The following is a 16,103-nucleotide window of genomic DNA, read 5'->3' as shown; positions in this document are numbered from 1 at the left end:
TAGTGCAACTAGTAGCTATTGAAACAGAGGATGATGAATGTGCAAGAAGCGCATATCAAAAATATGACATATCAGAATATTTTATGATTTCATTTCACCACAAAAATGACGTTTAAAGCATAAAATATTCCGTTCTTTGGTCGGAATATACGTCAATGAATAGTGGATTATTACTGCCAAACAGCAATTCAACGTCATAAATCTGGTTTAAATCGCCTGAAAACACCAAACGTGCAATTTCATGACCATTGCGGATATCAATCACGCTCACGCCGGACAGTAATTCGTTTTTTTTCTCCAGAAGCGGCATATCCGTGTGCCGGGAAGAACCGTCTTTTGCCTTCCGGACTCTGGATAACCCGACAAAAGCCATTTCACCAAATAGCCGGAGTCCGCGAGTAAATCCATCAAACTCGGCCACCAGCTCCAGATCCGCTTTCGTGGCAGGCAAACTTGACTCTAAACAACGCCACAGCCGCCCGGTACCGGATTCACAAAAATACAGATATCCCTGATGAAGTCTCGGCGAATGGGGCAAACACAGGCCACTGAGCACGGTCTGATTATCCTCAATCCGCATAATCTGACCATCGAAACTACTGCCTTCCCGCCAGCCGTACTGAACATCCGAAGCTGCAAAATAACTGACATAAGCTGGCGAACCGTCTTTCATGGCCAGCCCGTTCAGATGGCAGCGGTCTTCAGCAACCAGCTCTGAAATAAACGGCGGCCGCCAGACATATTCAAAACTTTTCCCGTAAACTGCTTTGGCAATACAATTAAATCTGGTGTTCACCATGAACAGCGCTTCATTTCCCCAGGCTAGATCATGTGTATTCAGGTCACCCGTCATGATGGAACCACAGGGATAAAAAATGGTATCCCGCGCCGTCGAATGACCCGGAGATATCACCAGTTCCGAAGATGACATTACTTGCCGGTATTCCCAGAGCTGATGGGCTGCAGCCAGAGATAACCGCTGCTGATCGTCACGCAATGCAATCCCGAGTAACTGAGGAACCCGGACATGTTCAACCCGGAGGGTTTCCCCATCACTGCTGATGACAAACAGACAATCCAGATGATGAGCACTCACCAATAAACTGCTTTTCATAGAATGCAGCAACATTGGAAAACGAGCACAACTGGTCATGACGTAATTGAGTTTCACTTCTTGGTCAGTCATAGCGATTGATTTTTATCCGGAAATAAAGATATGGTGCTTACAATATATACAGACTCAGATATTTCATTCTGACTTTCACGGGTAAATTATGCGTCTCGATAAAGCCTGCATCCGAATTGGTGATGTCGATATCACCGAAATCACCCGGCATTTGAAACAATTACCGGATTCCGCCTGGAAGGCAAATACTTATCGCCAAAACACCTATGCAGTGCACAAACAGACGGAAAGTCTGGTGCTGTATTTTAAAACCGATGAATTTACTGAAACTAATACGGAATTATTATCGGTCATGCAGCCTTTGCTGGCCCCGATATTTGCCCGTTTCGCGCAATACTATGGTTATTCCAAACTGGATATTGCGAAACTGATGTTTGCCAAATTACCGGCAGGTGCTGAAATTGCGGAACACAGTGACAGCGCACCGATATTTGCCCGGTACCACCGCGTTCATGTGCCAATAGTGACCAATGATGCCGTCATGTTTTATTTGGATCAGCAACCATTCCATTTTAAAACCGGGGTGATGTACGACATCAATAATCTTGGATTACACCGTGTGGTCAATCCCTCTGATGAAGACAGGATTCACCTGATTTTCGATGCCAGGCCCGTCAAACGTATTCAAAACGCCAGCAGCCACTTGTTTATCTTGAGCCCGAACAATTCCGGATCATCCCTCATGTCTGCTGCGCTCAGCGACTGTCAAAATGCCATTACCCTGCCTGGTGAAGGTCATTATATTGCCGGGTTTGCCGGACCGAATCCCAACCGAGATAACAGTCATTTTGTCTGGAGCCAATTCAATACACTGAATAAACTTCAGTGCTCCAAAGCTTACGACTGGCCGGCAATTCGCAACCTCTGGTCCGGCGTGGCAACGCCGCAATCCGGGACTGCCAGTATCTTTGTGGAAAAATCGCCCTGTAACATTGCCCGGATGGCGATGTTAGCTGAGGAGTTTGATGATGCGAAATTCCTCTTTCTGATCCGTAATCCATACGCCATGTTTGAATCAGTCGTCCGGGCCAGACGGGATTTACCAGAGGTTGAATCCCTGGCAGCACAACATGTTTTGTGGTGCTTCCGGCAGCAGGAAGCAAATTTGCAGCAGTGCCAATCTCCTCACCTGTTGATTCGTTATGAAGACGTCTGCGATTCACCGGAAGCGACTGCGCAGACAATCCGCAAATTTATTCCGGCGTTTGAAGACATCGACTTCATCCCGCCACGATGGGTGAAGGGTCAGAAGTCTGCGCTGGAAAATCGTAATGCGACGCAAATCGCCAGGCTGACGGACAATGAGCGGGCTGTCGCAGAAGCCTTTTTTCAGCCAAATGCGGAACTGTTTGCCCGATTTGGTTACCCGGTTTAATCCGCTGGCTTATACGCCAGCGAAGACCGGTCGCATGCTGGGCGGATACCAAATCATCCGCTCATAAGGCGGCTCTGCCTGCTCAATGGTAAATCCCAGTTTCAGGTAAAGCTGCCTTGCGCCCTGATTGATCTGCTGAACCGAGAGCATCATGGGCGCCTTTAACTGATTCGCTGAATACATAAATGACCGGATCACGGCTTCGCCCAGACCATGCCCTCTGGCTTCCCGTTTAAAAGCAATATCAATGAGATGCACCTTGCCCTGAGAAAAATCCAGCACCGCTCTGCCAACCGCTTCTTTGTGATACTCAATCACAAAATAAAGAGCTTCAGGAAACTGATCGCCATAGCCCTGATTCATGGCTTTGAACTGCATGTCGATCAGCGACTCAATAAAATCACGTTCACCGTCAATCAAACGCAAATCATCCCGTCGCTCGTTATGTAATTGCTCCAGAAATATACGGTCTGCCGCCGAACTGTTCGAAGGCCGGACATGTAAACCACCCGGCAGTTTTAAATCCTGTAATTGCATCTGTTTTCTTCCTTGTATCAAAGCCTTACATTTTGATTCTGCGTCCTTTGCACATGCTGCATCAGGCTTTGTGCATCCAGAACCGGCTGACTGAACTGGCACACCAAATAATGTAACTGAGCAGCCGTCAGCGCGGGCTGAACACTCAGCACGGCAGCCAGTACACCCGTGGTTGCCGCCGTGGCTGCAGAGGTGTTTGAATACGCCAGACTGTATGTCTGGGTTGCACTTGAATAAACCTGATAGGGAACTTCAACGGCAGTGGCAAGATTGCGGCCCGTTGCGGGCCATTGTGTACCCGCACTTACCGCATTCACAGCCAGCACCTGCGGTTGTGCCGCCAGCGCAAAACTCGCATCCAGATTCTGTGACTGATTTCCGGCTGCAGCAACCACGACCAGCCCTTTGCCATGTCGCCCCTGTGCTTTCAGCATGAGCAACGCATCCGTTAGCGCTTGCTGCGTGAATGGCAATGTCCAGGCTGCCTGAATCAAATCTGCATCCTTCAGAAAGGCCAGTTGCAACGCAATCAGAATATCTGAGGTCCAGTTTTTATCCCGGCGTAATAAAATGGCACTGGCATCCGGCGCCAGCCCGGTAAAATCCGGATGCCGCGACCAGATCATCGCTAAATCACCATCGCCATGTAGCGTATCGAACTGAAACGCCGCTAACGCTTTTGCGTTCAGCGGAAGTTCACGACGATGATCCACATCGTAATGAAACAGCACTAACATTGGCTGCAGCGTTGGATCCGATAGACTGAAAGCCGCATCAATCACAGCTACCCGCATCCCCGCCCCCGCCTGCGCAGGCCAATGAGTCAGAGACAGCTGAGTTCTGACAGCTTTCGCCTGAACGCTGGGTGAAAATACAGGTTCCCGGTTTCGATGCAGCCGAACTTGCAGGAAATCAGGTTCAGCCAACGTCACCCCGTCTGCATGCCGTAACGACTCAACCAGACTCAGAGAGTCTGCCGCCCCCTGTGTCAACACCACGGACCAATAGGCGGACTCCAGCTCAAACACCCGGGCCACTCGCCGGTCTTTCAGGGCATCAAGCTGATTGAAATTCAGTGATTTATCATGACGAAACAAGACCCGATGGCTCAGCCGGAGACCTGCGTTCCCCATCGCAGGATGCGAATACACCGGCTCATCCTGCTGAAGCTTTTCAAAAGACAACCTGACCGGTTGTCCCTGATACTGCACCGTCAGCGATGCCGGCCAGATCTTGCGGGCCTCAGCCTGACCCGCTACAAAGATCGCAAACAGCACAATCAGCCAGTAAATGCTGATTGTGCGCATTCCAAATACCTTAATGACAGTCACAGCCTGAACATCGTCATGAACGGACCGGATAAACCCCGTCAATACAGATGCAAAAGTTAATGGCCAGATACGGCTGCATATTTTCATGCGGAAGGCTCTGACCCGCCATATCCAGACTGCCAAGATTCAGTTTGGTATCAACATCGCCTGTACTGTATCGGTTTTCAACCGTGATGCTATCCGTCAACAGACCCGGTACGGCTCCCTGTGCAACATCTGTAGAACCTGGTTTAAAGGTACCCGACAACTGATGGGTGTGAGGCGGGATCTGTTGATCGGTCAATGAAACCTGATCACTCCCGATGACATTACCAATCTGATATGGGGTTAACCCCGGTCCCCGGCCTGCCCCCATAGGTACCCTGCCCCTGAGATCCGGCAGATAAAAATAGTTCGGGTCCCATGGACCAAAAATATTCTGAATCACGGAGAACAAAGCCTGGTTCTGTACAGTGCTCATTTTCTGCCCGTAACAGACGGCCCAGTAACGAGGCGCATAGTTGTAAGGCATCATCATGATTTCGCCGTAAAATGCTTCACTCATCTTGCCATCCCCTCAGCTTCTTTGCGGGTAAACACCCGCTGTGCAGATAATAAAATTCAGCGCCAGCACGGGTGCCATATTATTGTGCGCCAGGCCGCTGCCCGTGGATGCAATCGCGTCCGTTTTCATAGCAACCATGTCTTCTGCCGCCGGATTGGCAAAATACTGATTTGCTTTCCCCAGGACAAAAGAGGAAGAGGGTTCAGGTGAGACGGCGCTGTCAGAAGAAGCGATGAGTGAATGCGTATGTTCCGGCAGATTTTTAATGTCAAGAACCACAGATTCTTCTCCGAACCGACTCCCCTGATTTCTGAGTGTCAGCCCTTTGCCCTGCCCCATCCCAACCGGCACGCGCCCCCGAAGATCAGGCAAAGCAAATGTTGTGCGACCATCCCCGCCATTGGTGGTTCCAAGCAACGAATACAGCGCTTCATTGTTCACAATAGGCACCACATCACCGTAGCAATATGCCCACTGCTCAGGTGAATAGTTACCCGCAAAAAGCGTAATTTCCGACAGAAAACGTGTAGACATAAATAATCTCCATTTCAATCTCTATTCGGGAAAATACCGGTCAAAGCAATGCAAAAATTCACGGCGGTACTTGGCTGCATATTGTTATGCGCAGTACCGGCACCGGTTGCACCGATTGCCAGCCCATTCATCTTCACCAGATTGGCAGGTAACGAATAAACAGATGTATTCTGGGCTGATGCTGCAAAGACCGTCGGCTGCGTCAGCTTTTTATTATTTGGTCTTGGCGAGTCGCCCACTTGTGATGAAGCATTCACGACATGATTATGAGCAGGCATTTCTGATTGCAGCAAGGCAACGGACTCCAAGCCGCCAAGTTGTCCCTGACTCAGATTCGTGTTTGAAGGTTTGAGGGTTCCGGGATTGACCGGCATTCGCCCCTGTAAATCCGGTAATTGGAAATTCAACTGCGGGGTGCCGCCAAATGTATTTCCCAAGAGCACATAGAGTGCCTGGTTCTGGTTGATATCCAGGATTTGGCCATTACACAACGCATAGTTCCTGGGTGCAAAAAATGCCCCAAACATCTGAATATTACCGATATAAGGTTCCATACTCACCTCTGCTGATTAAGACTGGACTGCCTTCCGGGAGAAAATCACTTCCAGCTCTTTTTCAGAATTCGGGGAAACAAACAGTGCTGCTTCACCTAATTTCTGGTGGCTGAATAAATAAGTACCCTGTGCTATACCACCCTCTAAATCGCCACAATTGAGATACAACGCAAAAGAATCCCACGCCTTATTTTGCATGTTTGTCCGTTGCACACCGGTAATCTCAATATTTCGGGTTGTCTTGTCATCCAATGCCACTGATATTTTTTCGCCGACCATTTTTTCCAGTCGTTCGAAAGTAAACTGCTCCATGTCGCCTCCCGTCACAATTACATTTACTGCTGATGGATGTTTCAGTTTCCACCCATTAGGTGTAGAGCAAGAAATCCCCTCCAACAAAACGGATCATGAAAACTTGATGTTCGATCATACAAACACATCTGGATATACAGAGAAAACATACAGTATTGATATCGCGATAAAAAACGACCCGGCAACCAATGGATTGATGAGTCGATATGTATCCGTCAGCGTTCGCAGCGTATGTCGGGGAGATTGAATGAATCAGGAGGAAAGACGATCAGCAGAGCACCAGATGCAATATAGGATAAGGGTTACCTTGCCCGTCCAGCGGCGAACGGCTGGTCACCGTAAACCCCAAATGCTGATAAAACCCTAACGCTTGTTCATTTTGCTCATTAACATCCACTTTCTTTACACTCTGAACATGAATGGCATGATGCACCAATGCAGAACCCACACCTTTGCCCCGGACATCCGGTGAAACAAAAAGCATTTCAATATTGTCACCATGTACACCACAAAATCCCATGATTTCCCCATCCGGGTTTCTGACACACTTCAGGTCTACCGCATCGAAATACTGATTCAGAATGAGCGGCTTCAGGGCCTGCAGATCAGATTCCTTCAGAAAGTCGTGAGTCGCTCTGACGGAAGATTCCCAAATCTCTATCAATTTCTGATGATCTTTCTTTTTCGCTTGTTCTATTTTCATCATCATGCTTACCAAACCATTTCATTGAAAAAGCTATCAACATTTATTTTCCAAAGAACCATTTAAATAGTTTTCAATTTACTTTGAACGGCCGCGGTACCAAGCATAAACAATCATCAGCAGGCCAGTGAATAAAGCTGGTAGTTTCATCTCCGCCAGGAGTTCCCATTCGCTGTCATGACCTGAAACCACACGCGCATAGTCGTCGGTCCCGGAGAATGACGTAAATGGTTCGGAGGATACACTCACCGGAAACCAGTCACTGGCAAACAGGGCAAGCGAACCAATCAAGAATATCCATCCAAACATGGCAATGAACTTCATCATCAATTATCTCGAATGATTTTTAAAAAATGTCCAGATGACTGCTGCTCCGTCAATATCTCTGTTTTTCTGTCCCAAAATCCGGGGAAGATCGGGCAAGTCACTGCCCGGCAGAGTATGACCGCCACCAATGACCGTATACATTTCCACCGGACATGAGCTTCCATAAATTGTCCGGGTCACTCGCGAACTGTCACCTGTGTCCCGATCCGGTAATTGTCGGGTTTCTGGCATACCACGGCACTGATTCTGCTGTCGCCAAAACAACACTGTCTCTTGCGTTGAAACCACTTTCCCCCGCCTTTGACGAAAAAAACGGACATCCCCGCCATCATAAGGTACCAGAGGATCTGCCGTACCATTCATCACAAGGACAGGAAGCGAAGCTGCTGGCTGACAGGTATTGTATATGCGCCTGGGAGTATTGGCCGCAATCGGGGCAATGGCGGCCAATTTAGCACTGAGTTCACATCCCAAGCGCAAGGTCATCATACCGCCGTTGGAAATGCCGGTGACATACACCCGCTTCGGATCAACATGATATTGATGAACAAAACGATCGATGAGCGCAGAAATATACGCAACATCATCAACTCGTCCTTCAATATCACCACGAAATGTCAGGTCTCTGCCGTCACGCCAAAAAGCATCTACACCATTGGGGTATGCCACAATGAAATGTTCGCGGTCTGCCAATGCCGTAAATCCCATATAGCGGGCAGGCGTGAGACCATTCCCTCTTCCGCCGCCATGGAGCACCAGCACCAGAGGCAATCTGGCCGGTGTCCGGGAAACCGATGGAAAGTGAACATAATAACTGCGTTGCAATCCATCAATCATGATGGACTGTTGCACGACACCTGAAGCCTTCTCTGCCCGATTGTTGAGCGACGGTGCACTTGCTGCGACCGGGATGAACAGCACGGCAAAGATGACGAATAAAGCTGAGATTGACTGACGCACTGATTCCTCCATGCTGATGATTCAATTAAACGCTGCATCAATATAACTCTGCTTCAATATGATGCAGCATTCGGCGTATTGTTCATCTGAACAGTCTCAGCAACTCAGGTGAAGTGCTGACTGTCAGTTTTGTGCTTTGCCTGCTTCCAGAATTGGTAAACCGGCTTCTGTCGGAATATAAATTCGCTCCCCTTTACCGTCCTGAAGCCCTTTGATCCACACATAACGAAGATACTCTTCATTATTTTTCAGCGATTCGCCAATAATTCGGTTCGCTTCAGCTGCAGCTTTTGCCCGCTCTATATCGGCCTGGCCTTCAGCTTTCGCCAGAGTAATTCTGGCTTTTGCCTGCATGAGTGAAGCCTGTTCTCTCGCTTTTGCTTCTTCAATCAGAATCTTTTTGCTCCATTCCGCTTCTTTCAGCGCCGCAATCCCATCCATTTCCTGCTTATACACTTTGTACTGAGGCCAGGCCCACAGCGTCAGTAAAATACTGCCAACAATCACAACCATTAAAAATACAAGACTTCCAAAAGCAATCGCGTGCCGGTTCGGGTGCATCTCTTTTCCTTCTTTAAAACTATCCTGAAATAGGAACAACAATATTCATCAATGAATGATGGAAATTCACATCCATAAAGAAAGGCACACTTGGCGGTTCAAGCGTGCCATTTTTTAACGGAAGTATGCTGCATGCACATTGTGCATGCCCCGGAATAAAAACTTTAGACCCAGCCCAGCTGCTGGAGGCTAAAGCCATCATTCCAGATTTTTGTCATATGCCGGATGAGGTTTCCCTCAAACTGCATGACGTATACGTAGTCCGCCGCCACCGTTTTACCTGTCGGATCAACCGGGCCACCCGGTCCGGTATTTGTACCGTGATAGACCGCATAAGCCGCCACACAGGCACGCTCTGAGTCCTCGGCAAAGAAACGCAGCTCATAGTGGCCATCGGGTATCGGGCCAAACAGACCTTTCGTCCATTCGGTATACCCCTGAATTGTCCTGATATCAGCAAGCGCCGCAGCCTGCGCTGAAAAAGTCGCATCGGAATGACAATAGGTTTTACAAACTTCCCAACCTTTCCCTGTTTCACACGCATCAAAGAACTGCAGCGCTTGTTCAGCCAACCCACTCATAATGACATCCTATTTTTGAGAAAACCGGACTATGAGTGTGAACCATCACAGGGATCTTTGGTGACTCACTTTTACACATCCCTCTTGAAATCATTGGGTGATCAACAGACTTCAGCCCATCAGTCACGCAACACAATGAATCGCATCACCAGGTTTAATGCGAGTTGTCATCTGACGGATCACGCGGCATTAAAATTTCGGTTCACCGTCAGGGACATCATGGTGTAAGCATGTGATTTTCCATCGATTCGGAACTTATCTTCAATTTCGCCACACTTGATAAAGCCACACTTTCGGTAAAGCGCTTTCGCTGCATGATTTTCAGAAAGAAACCAAAGATCGATATATTCAATGGCCGTATGGGTTCGGACCCAGTCGATGAGAAAAGCAATGAGCTGGGTTCCTAAACCTTGTCCTCTGACAGCAGCGTCAACCCCCATCCCCAGCAACACCCGATGCTCAGTATGGCGGTCAGGATACGGCCTGATATCAATATGACCGATCACTGCATCACCCTCTGTTGCGATAAACAGCTTCCGCCAGCCAAGCTCATCAATCTCACGAGGCACTGCCAACCTGAAACGCTGCTCCAGCTCTGGCGTCAATTTCGACGCTTCGGCAGATAACGGCTGAAAGAATGGTGTCGAACCGATTCCATTTTCCCGAAGGTGTCTATCTAAATAAGCAAAGAACCCATCCAGGTGATGTTCTGTCGCTAATTGAAGTTCTATATTCACGAAAACCTCCCAATTTATTTACAGTTTTCAACTGGCCAATTCACCAGACAGCATCAACCTGAATCTCAGCATCAGAGCTGGTTCTCCTGCGCTGTGATCGGACGCTTTCCGATTTGTCCCAAATGTGTGTAATGAAAGCCCGACGCATATTTCAGGCCATAACCCAGCGCACGATCAAAACCAATATGCGCGCACCAGATTAATCCAGCCTGAATCAACAGATCCGATGCATTCAAATAACCAACGGCAATCATGGTCAATGCACCGACCAGCGAATGAGTCAGATTGTAAGCAATTGCGCCCAGCTTCGAATGAAAAAGGTAAGCGAACAAGGCAAGATCTGGTGCAAAGATGAACCAGGCAAATGTCGACCACGACATGTTAAAGTGCGCATAAACAAGTAATGAGATGACAAAAAGGCACAATCCTTCCATTCGAAGCAATGTGCGAACATTTCCGGTTGCTGATGACATTTCCCATCTTCCTGTGCGATTGAAAAGGCGAAGTATAGTATGACCGTGATTGATGAAACTTTTCTGCGATAAGTTGTTCGACATTCGTTATCCATACATAAAACTGCACTTGACGAAGATCACCACGGGCTGTTTTCTGCACATGCCGGATGCCGTATTTCAATTCGGCATGATACGAAACAAATACATCTGTGATTTCAGGAAGATCACAATAAAAACTGTTATCAACTTCACTCAGACGTCAAGAATGTGTTCTCAGTATCCATTCCCAACCGACAGGCCAGACACCTGAGCCAGCGAGACTGAACAAACGATAAAGCCTGATGTTTCTAGTTCCCGATCGTTTCTCACATGCGCTGCGCCATCAACCTTTTCTGTTTTTTTGAGCCAACAGAAACAGTGAAGGAACTTAGGACGGTATCCTTTTCAGAATTGCTCTATACAGCACATTGGCATCAACCCCAAATGATCTCAGCTTGAAAGGTTTATCTCTACGCTTTGAGACAACCCATACTTCAGGAATACGGTGACCTCTCTCAAATTGATCCACTAGATGAACCCCCTGAATTTCATGAAATTTCATTTCTTTTTTTGACAAAGGATAACGAATTTCGATAGCGTGATTGCCCAAGCAGATACCTGTCGGTGTCTTTAAATACTCATAAGAAAAAACCACCAAAATAAAGGCGAGCCCTGTATAACCAAGAAATATAGAATCTGATGTCTCAGCCCACATGATCATAAGGGCTGAAACGAAGACTGTGCCAAATATCATGAAAAGATGATAGCCAAAAATTTTTTTGAATACATCTCTGTCGTAGTCACCACCTTCTGCTGGCATGCTTTCGACAATATGGCTTCTCAATAAATCATATTCAGTCAAATCATAGGAAACACGAATGATGTTCTTCCCACTAAAATCATGTATATCCAAGCGTTGCGTGATAAATTTTTCTTTTACTTCTGATATATCCAGCCAAGACACAAAACCATTGTCTTTTCCTTTATATTTATGCCATAAGCCATTATCATCACACTCAATATCATATTGGTATAACTTCCGGAATTCATACCCTGCATAGGCCATGAAAAGAACAAGAAAAATACTCGCGCATAAAGACATCTGAAAAGTTTCTTCAGGATCACCAATTTTTTCATCGGGCAGAAACGGCCAAAGATTCACTAAAATAAGCAATAAAAAGCTGAGCAAAAAAACAAATTTTATCCTATTCACATAAGATTTTTTCAGTGTAAAAATATGCATAAAACTTCCAAATCATAGTGTGGATTTTCATCACTGCATGATACTTTTATTCATCCTTTTAAAAGTTTCAGACCATAATACAAACAGACACACTGACTATCTAAAGTAACGTTTAATCGTCATTATTATATAGATATGTGCTCTGAAAAATCAGAACACATAATTTTTATTACATGTTATATTCACTGATTCAAATTTAAATCAATGTACATAAACCCGATACGCTGTATTGCAGTCATTCTTATCTTTTAAATCGACTCTGACTTTTTTATTCGCCATTTTGGCTGCCAGCAAAATGCTGAGTGCGGTATCTGTATCTGTATTTTCTTTTGTAAAACGAACTTCAGAGCATGAGCATTCATTCGTATTCGATCTTGTTGTTGCATAAATATTTCCTGATGCAGAATCAAGGCCGACCAGACCAGGCAATTCATTATAATTTTGAGAGCAAATTTCAGCCAGACTTGCCTGTGAATACACGGTGCATGCCAGCAGTAGTGACAATTTCATCATTTTTTTCATCATATAGCCCTTAATCAATGTCAATCGGAGAAAATCATTAAAACAACCTTGCACGAATGCGTCATATCCGCACAAAAACTGAGTCCTCTTTTTAGAGAGAACACCAAGCCAAAGTGCATACTCACGCTCCCGAAGTACGCTACAGTTCGAAAGCAAATGCGAAATCGCGAGCATAATAAGATGATATGCCCTTAATTTCATTAATCTTTAGAGTTTTCTTGAGATATCTGTGGATTAGGACAAAATTATGCTTCTAAAGCCTGGTCTGCCGGAAGACTGCAGCCAGGCTAAGATGACATCTTCAATGATGATAAGAAGTATCCGATTTCATCCAACACTGAGATTCAGCACCATTGGCACATCCAGCATGCCGTCCCGATCACGGATGCCGTCGACACGTTGAAAACCGAATGCCTGATAGACACGTTCAGCATTCAATGCGGAATTCACTGTAAACTGCCCCGGATTTCCATGCTGCAGGCATGCATTTTTCGCTGTTTCCCAGAGCTGGCGTGAAAGCCCTTTACCATGATGATCATCACGCACAAACAAATGATACAGATGGCTGTTTTCCTTCATGCCAACCACACCAATGATCTCACCCGACACCTGTTCAGCGACATGATAACGATACCCCTGATTCAGATAATTCGTAATACTTTGCGCCGACATCGTGTTCAGCAACATCTCATGGACTTGAGGGGCGACGGTTGGCAAAACATGCTGTCGTAATGCGGGTTGAATCAGTTCGCTGATGGCCTTCGCATCAGACAAATCTGCGATACGAATACTCATTGACTCTCCCCGAAAACCGGACTGAAAAAGCTTCGTTCATAACTCAGAAAACACCGGGTTTCTTCCGCAAATTGAACCGCGCGGATACACTCAGGATCATCTTTGGCTTGATTGCGATACGCTTCGTATGCCGCCAGACTCGGAAAAGAAAACAACGCCAGTGCGATATCACTTGCACCTTCTGAGGGCAGGAAATAGCCGTGATGCTGACCGCCAAACTGATTCACCAGCGGGATCCACATCCGGGCATATTCTTCAAATTCTTTCACTTTATACGGGTCAATCACGTAACGTAAATAACAGGTCACCATATTTAAATCCTTTTCACAGAGACTGTCGCGAGCTGGCCGTTATGCCAGCGAGAAAGAAGTAGAATGGCACTAAGTGCGCCCAGTAAAGCAAATCCCATATCAGACTGGGTATCCCAGACATAACCCTGGGTCCCCAGAAATGCTTCTGCATTTTCCCCGGTTGCCAGAGCCACCCACCATTCAATCAGTTCATAAAATGCACTGAAGGCTAAACAAATCGAGACCGAAACAAAGCTCACCCAGAATGCCCCGTTGATGATTTGTTTTCGGATCAGAATCTCACGCGCCAGAATGGCAGGCACAAAGCCCTGAAAAAAATGTCCGACTTTGTCGTAATTATTCCGTTCGGCCCCAAAAAGATTGTCAAACCATGGCACTTCCGCGTACGTGTAATGACCACCGACCATCAGGACAATACAGTGAAGTAAAATCAGCCCATACAATAGCGGTGTCAGCCGGAATGTCTTGTATGTCCAAACAATCAGAACCAGTCCAATCATGGCCGGAAGGACTTCCAGAAACCAGGTGAATGTATCTTTGGGTTCAATACCCGACCAGATCAGTACAGCAGCAAAAATAGCCAGCCAGATAAATTTCATCGTCTTGCCTTTGTTATCAGTGTGAAATAAAAACTTGTATCGGAGTGTAATTAATCTGTCCGGACCGGCAAACGGATATCATCATCATGACAAAACATCATGGCAATATCTTCTGCCAGCACCCGACTGAGAGAAAGAGGCGGAATGGAATGGCGATCAAAAAAAGCGACTTCCGAGATTTCAAGATTCTCACTCGGATCACCTGAAATATAATCACAGAGAAAAAACAACTTATAAATATGATAAGGATACGCCGGCTGATAAGGGTGTACGGCTCTGTCTTTGATTGCAACCAGTCTGGGATTGCCCACCAGAAGACCGGATTCTTCCATCACTTCACGAACGATCCCTTCCGACGGTGTCTCACAGACATCAGCCCAGCCACCCGGTAAGGTCCAGCAATCATCTTCCCGCTCTCGCACGAGCAGTATCCGGTCTTCACGAATCACACCCGCCCTCAAATCGACTTTCGGCGTCGGATATCCCGTTTCCGGAATAAAAAGATTCTGAATTTTTGCCAATGGCTCATGACTGAGTTCAGCCAGCATTTGCTGGGAAATCGCTTCTATCTGGCCAAACCGTTCCAGATCATACGGATCTTTTGTGTAAGCTTTACCCGCCTGGGCGATTGCCTGCAGCTGAATTGCCCATACCAACGGGTCTGTCATTCTTATCTCAGTTCTCGTGCCTCATTACAGAATATGCACAATAACACACTACATCAGCACACGCACTGCCGTTATTCCTGATTTCCGGGCATCAAACCATAAGGTAAATTGGTAAACATTCCGGGCTGCCGCTGGTAAACAGGGGCTGGATGCGCGCCACGCCAGTCCAGCAGCATAATCGCCAGGGTGTTACGGTGCTCGCTATCCACAAGCTCGGTTTCCCCTTTCACCGATGGCACCATACCCGCTTTTCGGTCGATGGCTTTCTGAATGGCTTTTCGCGCTTTTTCAACAACCGGATCTTTTTCCAGACCCGCCAAAAGAAAACTGATACCGACCTCGGCAATCACATCTTCTTTGGTGTGCAGAAGGATATGATCGATGTTGTGACGAAAGTGATCGTAAATCCACTGAAAGTCACTTTCCCTGAGCTGATACTGATAATAGGACGAAGCCGCAAACAGGATATGCGTCATCCCATAAATTTTGTTCATGTACTGCTGCTCACTCAGTTGCTTGTCTTTGCTGTCAGGATAGGTCGCACGGAAAGCCGTAATAAAAGGCTCCACCACATCCTGCTCTCCCAGCTGACGGAGCCAGTAAACCTGATTCGCCAGTTGAGCTGCCCAGGCCCGAATCATCTCCGGATCAGTCGCATACCGTGCAAAGTCGTAACGGCGGAGAATCTCCCGCAGCTTGTGATCAGATTTATGTTTCAGACCGTATTCATTCGCCCGTGCCATTGAACCCAGTAAATCGACACCCAAAAAATAATATTCGGGATACTTGCGGGTCGCCAGGTACCTGAGCTCACTGCGCGCCCCTTCTTTCTGACTGTATCTGGCTTCACGCGCATCGGAGTAAGCCTTTACTTGCGCTGGTGTGTAGATGTCTTCACTGACTTCATTCAGACGGTCCGCCACCCGTGCCATGTCTGCCCACACCGCCGATTTATATTTTGGGTCTAAAGTCTGGCGGTACATTCGCAAACCATAATGGCCCATCTTAAAAGCGGGCAGCATATAAAGCCGGGTTTCGAAGGTATGCCGAATCAGGGCTGCATCCTCAGCATAAGCAGGCAGCACCTGTTGCTGAACAACCGCATGATTCTGCTGAGGATAGATTTGTACTGCCGACCACCCCGGCAATGACAGCAAGGCAATCAGAAGATAGATGATAGAGCTGCGCACCGTTTTCATAACAATCCCTTTATGTATGAATGACATAAA

General features: G+C 47.0%; 22 protein-coding genes. 1 reads left to right on the top strand and 21 read right to left on the bottom strand.

Annotated elements, in window-relative coordinates; translation table 11 throughout:
• Nucleotides 1-112: 112 nt before the first annotated feature.
• Nucleotides 113-1,153 carry a TIGR03032 family protein gene (locus L4174_RS05670; protein ID WP_256549381.1) on the bottom strand — a complete coding sequence of 347 codons (1,041 nt, stop codon included), beginning with the start codon at nucleotides 1,151-1,153 and terminating at the stop codon, nucleotides 113-115.
• A 121-nt stretch (nucleotides 1,154-1,274) separates the two neighbouring features.
• Between L4174_RS05670 and L4174_RS05665 the strand changes: the two genes are divergently transcribed.
• Nucleotides 1,275-2,561, top strand: coding sequence for a sulfotransferase (locus L4174_RS05665; RefSeq protein WP_248139429.1), 1,287 nt, complete (start codon nucleotides 1,275-1,277; stop codon nucleotides 2,559-2,561).
• 9 nt (nucleotides 2,562-2,570) lie between these two features.
• Here L4174_RS05665 and L4174_RS05660 read toward each other — a convergent pair whose 3' ends face one another.
• From L4174_RS05660 to L4174_RS05565, 20 genes are all read right to left on the bottom strand, one after another.
• On the bottom strand, nucleotides 2,571-3,098 hold the full coding sequence (locus L4174_RS05660) for a GNAT family N-acetyltransferase (RefSeq protein ID WP_248139427.1): 528 nt from the start codon (nucleotides 3,096-3,098) through the stop codon (nucleotides 2,571-2,573).
• Nucleotides 3,099-3,115: 17 nt separating this feature from the next.
• Complete coding sequence (locus L4174_RS05655; protein WP_248139426.1) at nucleotides 3,116-4,405, bottom strand: S8 family serine peptidase; 1,290 nt, start codon at nucleotides 4,403-4,405, stop codon at nucleotides 3,116-3,118.
• A 37-nt stretch (nucleotides 4,406-4,442) separates the two neighbouring features.
• Nucleotides 4,443-4,973, bottom strand: a complete 531-nt coding sequence (locus tag L4174_RS05650) for a phage tail protein (RefSeq protein WP_248139424.1) — start codon at nucleotides 4,971-4,973, stop codon at nucleotides 4,443-4,445.
• Nucleotides 4,974-4,985: 12 nt separating this feature from the next.
• Nucleotides 4,986-5,507, bottom strand: coding sequence for a phage tail protein (locus L4174_RS05645; protein ID WP_248139422.1), 522 nt, complete (start codon nucleotides 5,505-5,507; stop codon nucleotides 4,986-4,988).
• Nucleotides 5,508-5,521: 14 nt separating this feature from the next.
• A complete protein-coding gene (locus L4174_RS05640; RefSeq protein ID WP_248139421.1) occupies nucleotides 5,522-6,061 on the bottom strand; it encodes a phage tail protein in 540 nt (179 codons plus the stop codon).
• A gap of 15 nt (nucleotides 6,062-6,076) precedes the next feature.
• Entirely contained in the window at nucleotides 6,077-6,373 is a 297-nt protein-coding gene (locus tag L4174_RS05635) for a hypothetical protein (RefSeq protein ID WP_248139419.1), read from the bottom strand.
• Between the two features lie 268 nt (nucleotides 6,374-6,641).
• Complete coding sequence (locus tag L4174_RS05630; RefSeq protein ID WP_371929379.1) at nucleotides 6,642-7,082, bottom strand: acetyltransferase; 441 nt, start codon at nucleotides 7,080-7,082, stop codon at nucleotides 6,642-6,644.
• Between the two features lie 72 nt (nucleotides 7,083-7,154).
• Entirely contained in the window at nucleotides 7,155-7,403 is a 249-nt protein-coding gene (locus L4174_RS05625; protein WP_248139417.1) for a hypothetical protein, read from the bottom strand.
• A gap of 3 nt (nucleotides 7,404-7,406) precedes the next feature.
• Nucleotides 7,407-8,363, bottom strand: a complete 957-nt coding sequence (locus L4174_RS05620; RefSeq protein ID WP_248139416.1) for a PHB depolymerase family esterase — start codon at nucleotides 8,361-8,363, stop codon at nucleotides 7,407-7,409.
• Between the two features lie 123 nt (nucleotides 8,364-8,486).
• Nucleotides 8,487-8,924: a hypothetical protein gene (locus L4174_RS05615; RefSeq protein WP_248139414.1), complete on the bottom strand. Its 438-nt coding sequence runs from the start codon at nucleotides 8,922-8,924 to the stop codon at nucleotides 8,487-8,489.
• Nucleotides 8,925-9,088: 164 nt separating this feature from the next.
• The gene (locus tag L4174_RS05610; RefSeq protein ID WP_248139413.1) at nucleotides 9,089-9,505 is read right to left on the bottom strand and encodes an ester cyclase; all 417 of its coding nucleotides are present in this window, start codon (nucleotides 9,503-9,505) and stop codon (nucleotides 9,089-9,091) included.
• A gap of 179 nt (nucleotides 9,506-9,684) precedes the next feature.
• Nucleotides 9,685-10,242 carry a GNAT family N-acetyltransferase gene (locus tag L4174_RS05605; protein ID WP_248139411.1) on the bottom strand — a complete coding sequence of 186 codons (558 nt, stop codon included), beginning with the start codon at nucleotides 10,240-10,242 and terminating at the stop codon, nucleotides 9,685-9,687.
• Nucleotides 10,243-10,313: 71 nt separating this feature from the next.
• Nucleotides 10,314-10,799, bottom strand: a complete 486-nt coding sequence (locus tag L4174_RS05600; RefSeq protein ID WP_248139409.1) for a DUF4260 domain-containing protein — start codon at nucleotides 10,797-10,799, stop codon at nucleotides 10,314-10,316.
• A 325-nt stretch (nucleotides 10,800-11,124) separates the two neighbouring features.
• Nucleotides 11,125-11,979: a hypothetical protein gene (locus L4174_RS05595; RefSeq protein ID WP_248139408.1), complete on the bottom strand. Its 855-nt coding sequence runs from the start codon at nucleotides 11,977-11,979 to the stop codon at nucleotides 11,125-11,127.
• Between the two features lie 201 nt (nucleotides 11,980-12,180).
• Nucleotides 12,181-12,504: a hypothetical protein gene (locus tag L4174_RS05590; protein ID WP_254589124.1), complete on the bottom strand. Its 324-nt coding sequence runs from the start codon at nucleotides 12,502-12,504 to the stop codon at nucleotides 12,181-12,183.
• 324 nt (nucleotides 12,505-12,828) lie between these two features.
• Nucleotides 12,829-13,296 (bottom strand): GNAT family N-acetyltransferase, encoded by a 468-nt coding sequence (locus tag L4174_RS05585; protein ID WP_248139405.1) that lies wholly within the window; start codon nucleotides 13,294-13,296, stop codon nucleotides 12,829-12,831.
• The gene (locus tag L4174_RS05580) at nucleotides 13,293-13,607 is read right to left on the bottom strand and encodes an NIPSNAP family protein (protein ID WP_248139403.1); all 315 of its coding nucleotides are present in this window, start codon (nucleotides 13,605-13,607) and stop codon (nucleotides 13,293-13,295) included. Before L4174_RS05580 ends, L4174_RS05585 begins: the two co-directional genes overlap by 4 nt.
• Before the next feature lie 2 nt (nucleotides 13,608-13,609).
• Nucleotides 13,610-14,206 (bottom strand): DUF2238 domain-containing protein, encoded by a 597-nt coding sequence (locus L4174_RS05575; protein WP_248139401.1) that lies wholly within the window; start codon nucleotides 14,204-14,206, stop codon nucleotides 13,610-13,612.
• 50 nt (nucleotides 14,207-14,256) lie between these two features.
• Nucleotides 14,257-14,874 carry an NUDIX hydrolase gene (locus tag L4174_RS05570; protein ID WP_248139399.1) on the bottom strand — a complete coding sequence of 206 codons (618 nt, stop codon included), beginning with the start codon at nucleotides 14,872-14,874 and terminating at the stop codon, nucleotides 14,257-14,259.
• A gap of 71 nt (nucleotides 14,875-14,945) precedes the next feature.
• Entirely contained in the window at nucleotides 14,946-16,073 is a 1,128-nt protein-coding gene (locus tag L4174_RS05565; RefSeq protein WP_248139397.1) for a DUF3541 domain-containing protein, read from the bottom strand.
• Between the last annotated feature and the right edge of the window lie 30 nt (nucleotides 16,074-16,103).

The sequence above is a fragment of the Photobacterium sp. CCB-ST2H9 genome, from assembly GCF_023151555.2.
Lineage (GTDB): Bacteria > Pseudomonadota > Gammaproteobacteria > Enterobacterales > Vibrionaceae > Photobacterium.
Note: the sequence above shows the minus strand (reverse complement) of the source record. Positions and strands in the feature narration are given on the sequence as shown.

Bases quoted from the DNA above. Each gene is read 5' to 3' on its own strand.
- L4174_RS05670 (WP_256549381.1), bottom strand. From the start codon at position 1,153: ATGACCAGTTGTGCTCGTTTTCCAATGTTGCTGCATTCTATGAAAAGC.
- L4174_RS05665 (WP_248139429.1), top strand. From the start codon at position 1,275: ATGCGTCTCGATAAAGCCTGCATCCGAATTGGTGATGTCGATATCACC.
- L4174_RS05660 (WP_248139427.1), bottom strand. From the start codon at position 3,098: ATGCAATTACAGGATTTAAAACTGCCGGGTGGTTTACATGTCCGGCCT.
- L4174_RS05655 (WP_248139426.1), bottom strand. From the start codon at position 4,405: ATGCGCACAATCAGCATTTACTGGCTGATTGTGCTGTTTGCGATCTTT.
- L4174_RS05650 (WP_248139424.1), bottom strand. From the start codon at position 4,973: ATGAGTGAAGCATTTTACGGCGAAATCATGATGATGCCTTACAACTAT.
- L4174_RS05645 (WP_248139422.1), bottom strand. From the start codon at position 5,507: ATGTCTACACGTTTTCTGTCGGAAATTACGCTTTTTGCGGGTAACTAT.
- L4174_RS05640 (WP_248139421.1), bottom strand. From the start codon at position 6,061: ATGGAACCTTATATCGGTAATATTCAGATGTTTGGGGCATTTTTTGCA.
- L4174_RS05635 (WP_248139419.1), bottom strand. From the start codon at position 6,373: ATGGAGCAGTTTACTTTCGAACGACTGGAAAAAATGGTCGGCGAAAAA.
- L4174_RS05630 (WP_371929379.1), bottom strand. From the start codon at position 7,082: ATGATGATGAAAATAGAACAAGCGAAAAAGAAAGATCATCAGAAATTG.
- L4174_RS05625 (WP_248139417.1), bottom strand. From the start codon at position 7,403: ATGATGAAGTTCATTGCCATGTTTGGATGGATATTCTTGATTGGTTCG.
- L4174_RS05615 (WP_248139414.1), bottom strand. From the start codon at position 8,924: ATGCACCCGAACCGGCACGCGATTGCTTTTGGAAGTCTTGTATTTTTA.
- L4174_RS05610 (WP_248139413.1), bottom strand. From the start codon at position 9,505: ATGAGTGGGTTGGCTGAACAAGCGCTGCAGTTCTTTGATGCGTGTGAA.
- L4174_RS05600 (WP_248139409.1), bottom strand. From the start codon at position 10,799: ATGTCGAACAACTTATCGCAGAAAAGTTTCATCAATCACGGTCATACT.
- L4174_RS05595 (WP_248139408.1), bottom strand. From the start codon at position 11,979: ATGCATATTTTTACACTGAAAAAATCTTATGTGAATAGGATAAAATTT.
- L4174_RS05590 (WP_254589124.1), bottom strand. From the start codon at position 12,504: ATGATGAAAAAAATGATGAAATTGTCACTACTGCTGGCATGCACCGTG.
- L4174_RS05585 (WP_248139405.1), bottom strand. From the start codon at position 13,296: ATGAGTATTCGTATCGCAGATTTGTCTGATGCGAAGGCCATCAGCGAA.
- L4174_RS05580 (WP_248139403.1), bottom strand. From the start codon at position 13,607: ATGGTGACCTGTTATTTACGTTACGTGATTGACCCGTATAAAGTGAAA.
- L4174_RS05575 (WP_248139401.1), bottom strand. From the start codon at position 14,206: ATGAAATTTATCTGGCTGGCTATTTTTGCTGCTGTACTGATCTGGTCG.
- L4174_RS05570 (WP_248139399.1), bottom strand. From the start codon at position 14,874: ATGACAGACCCGTTGGTATGGGCAATTCAGCTGCAGGCAATCGCCCAG.
- L4174_RS05565 (WP_248139397.1), bottom strand. From the start codon at position 16,073: ATGAAAACGGTGCGCAGCTCTATCATCTATCTTCTGATTGCCTTGCTG.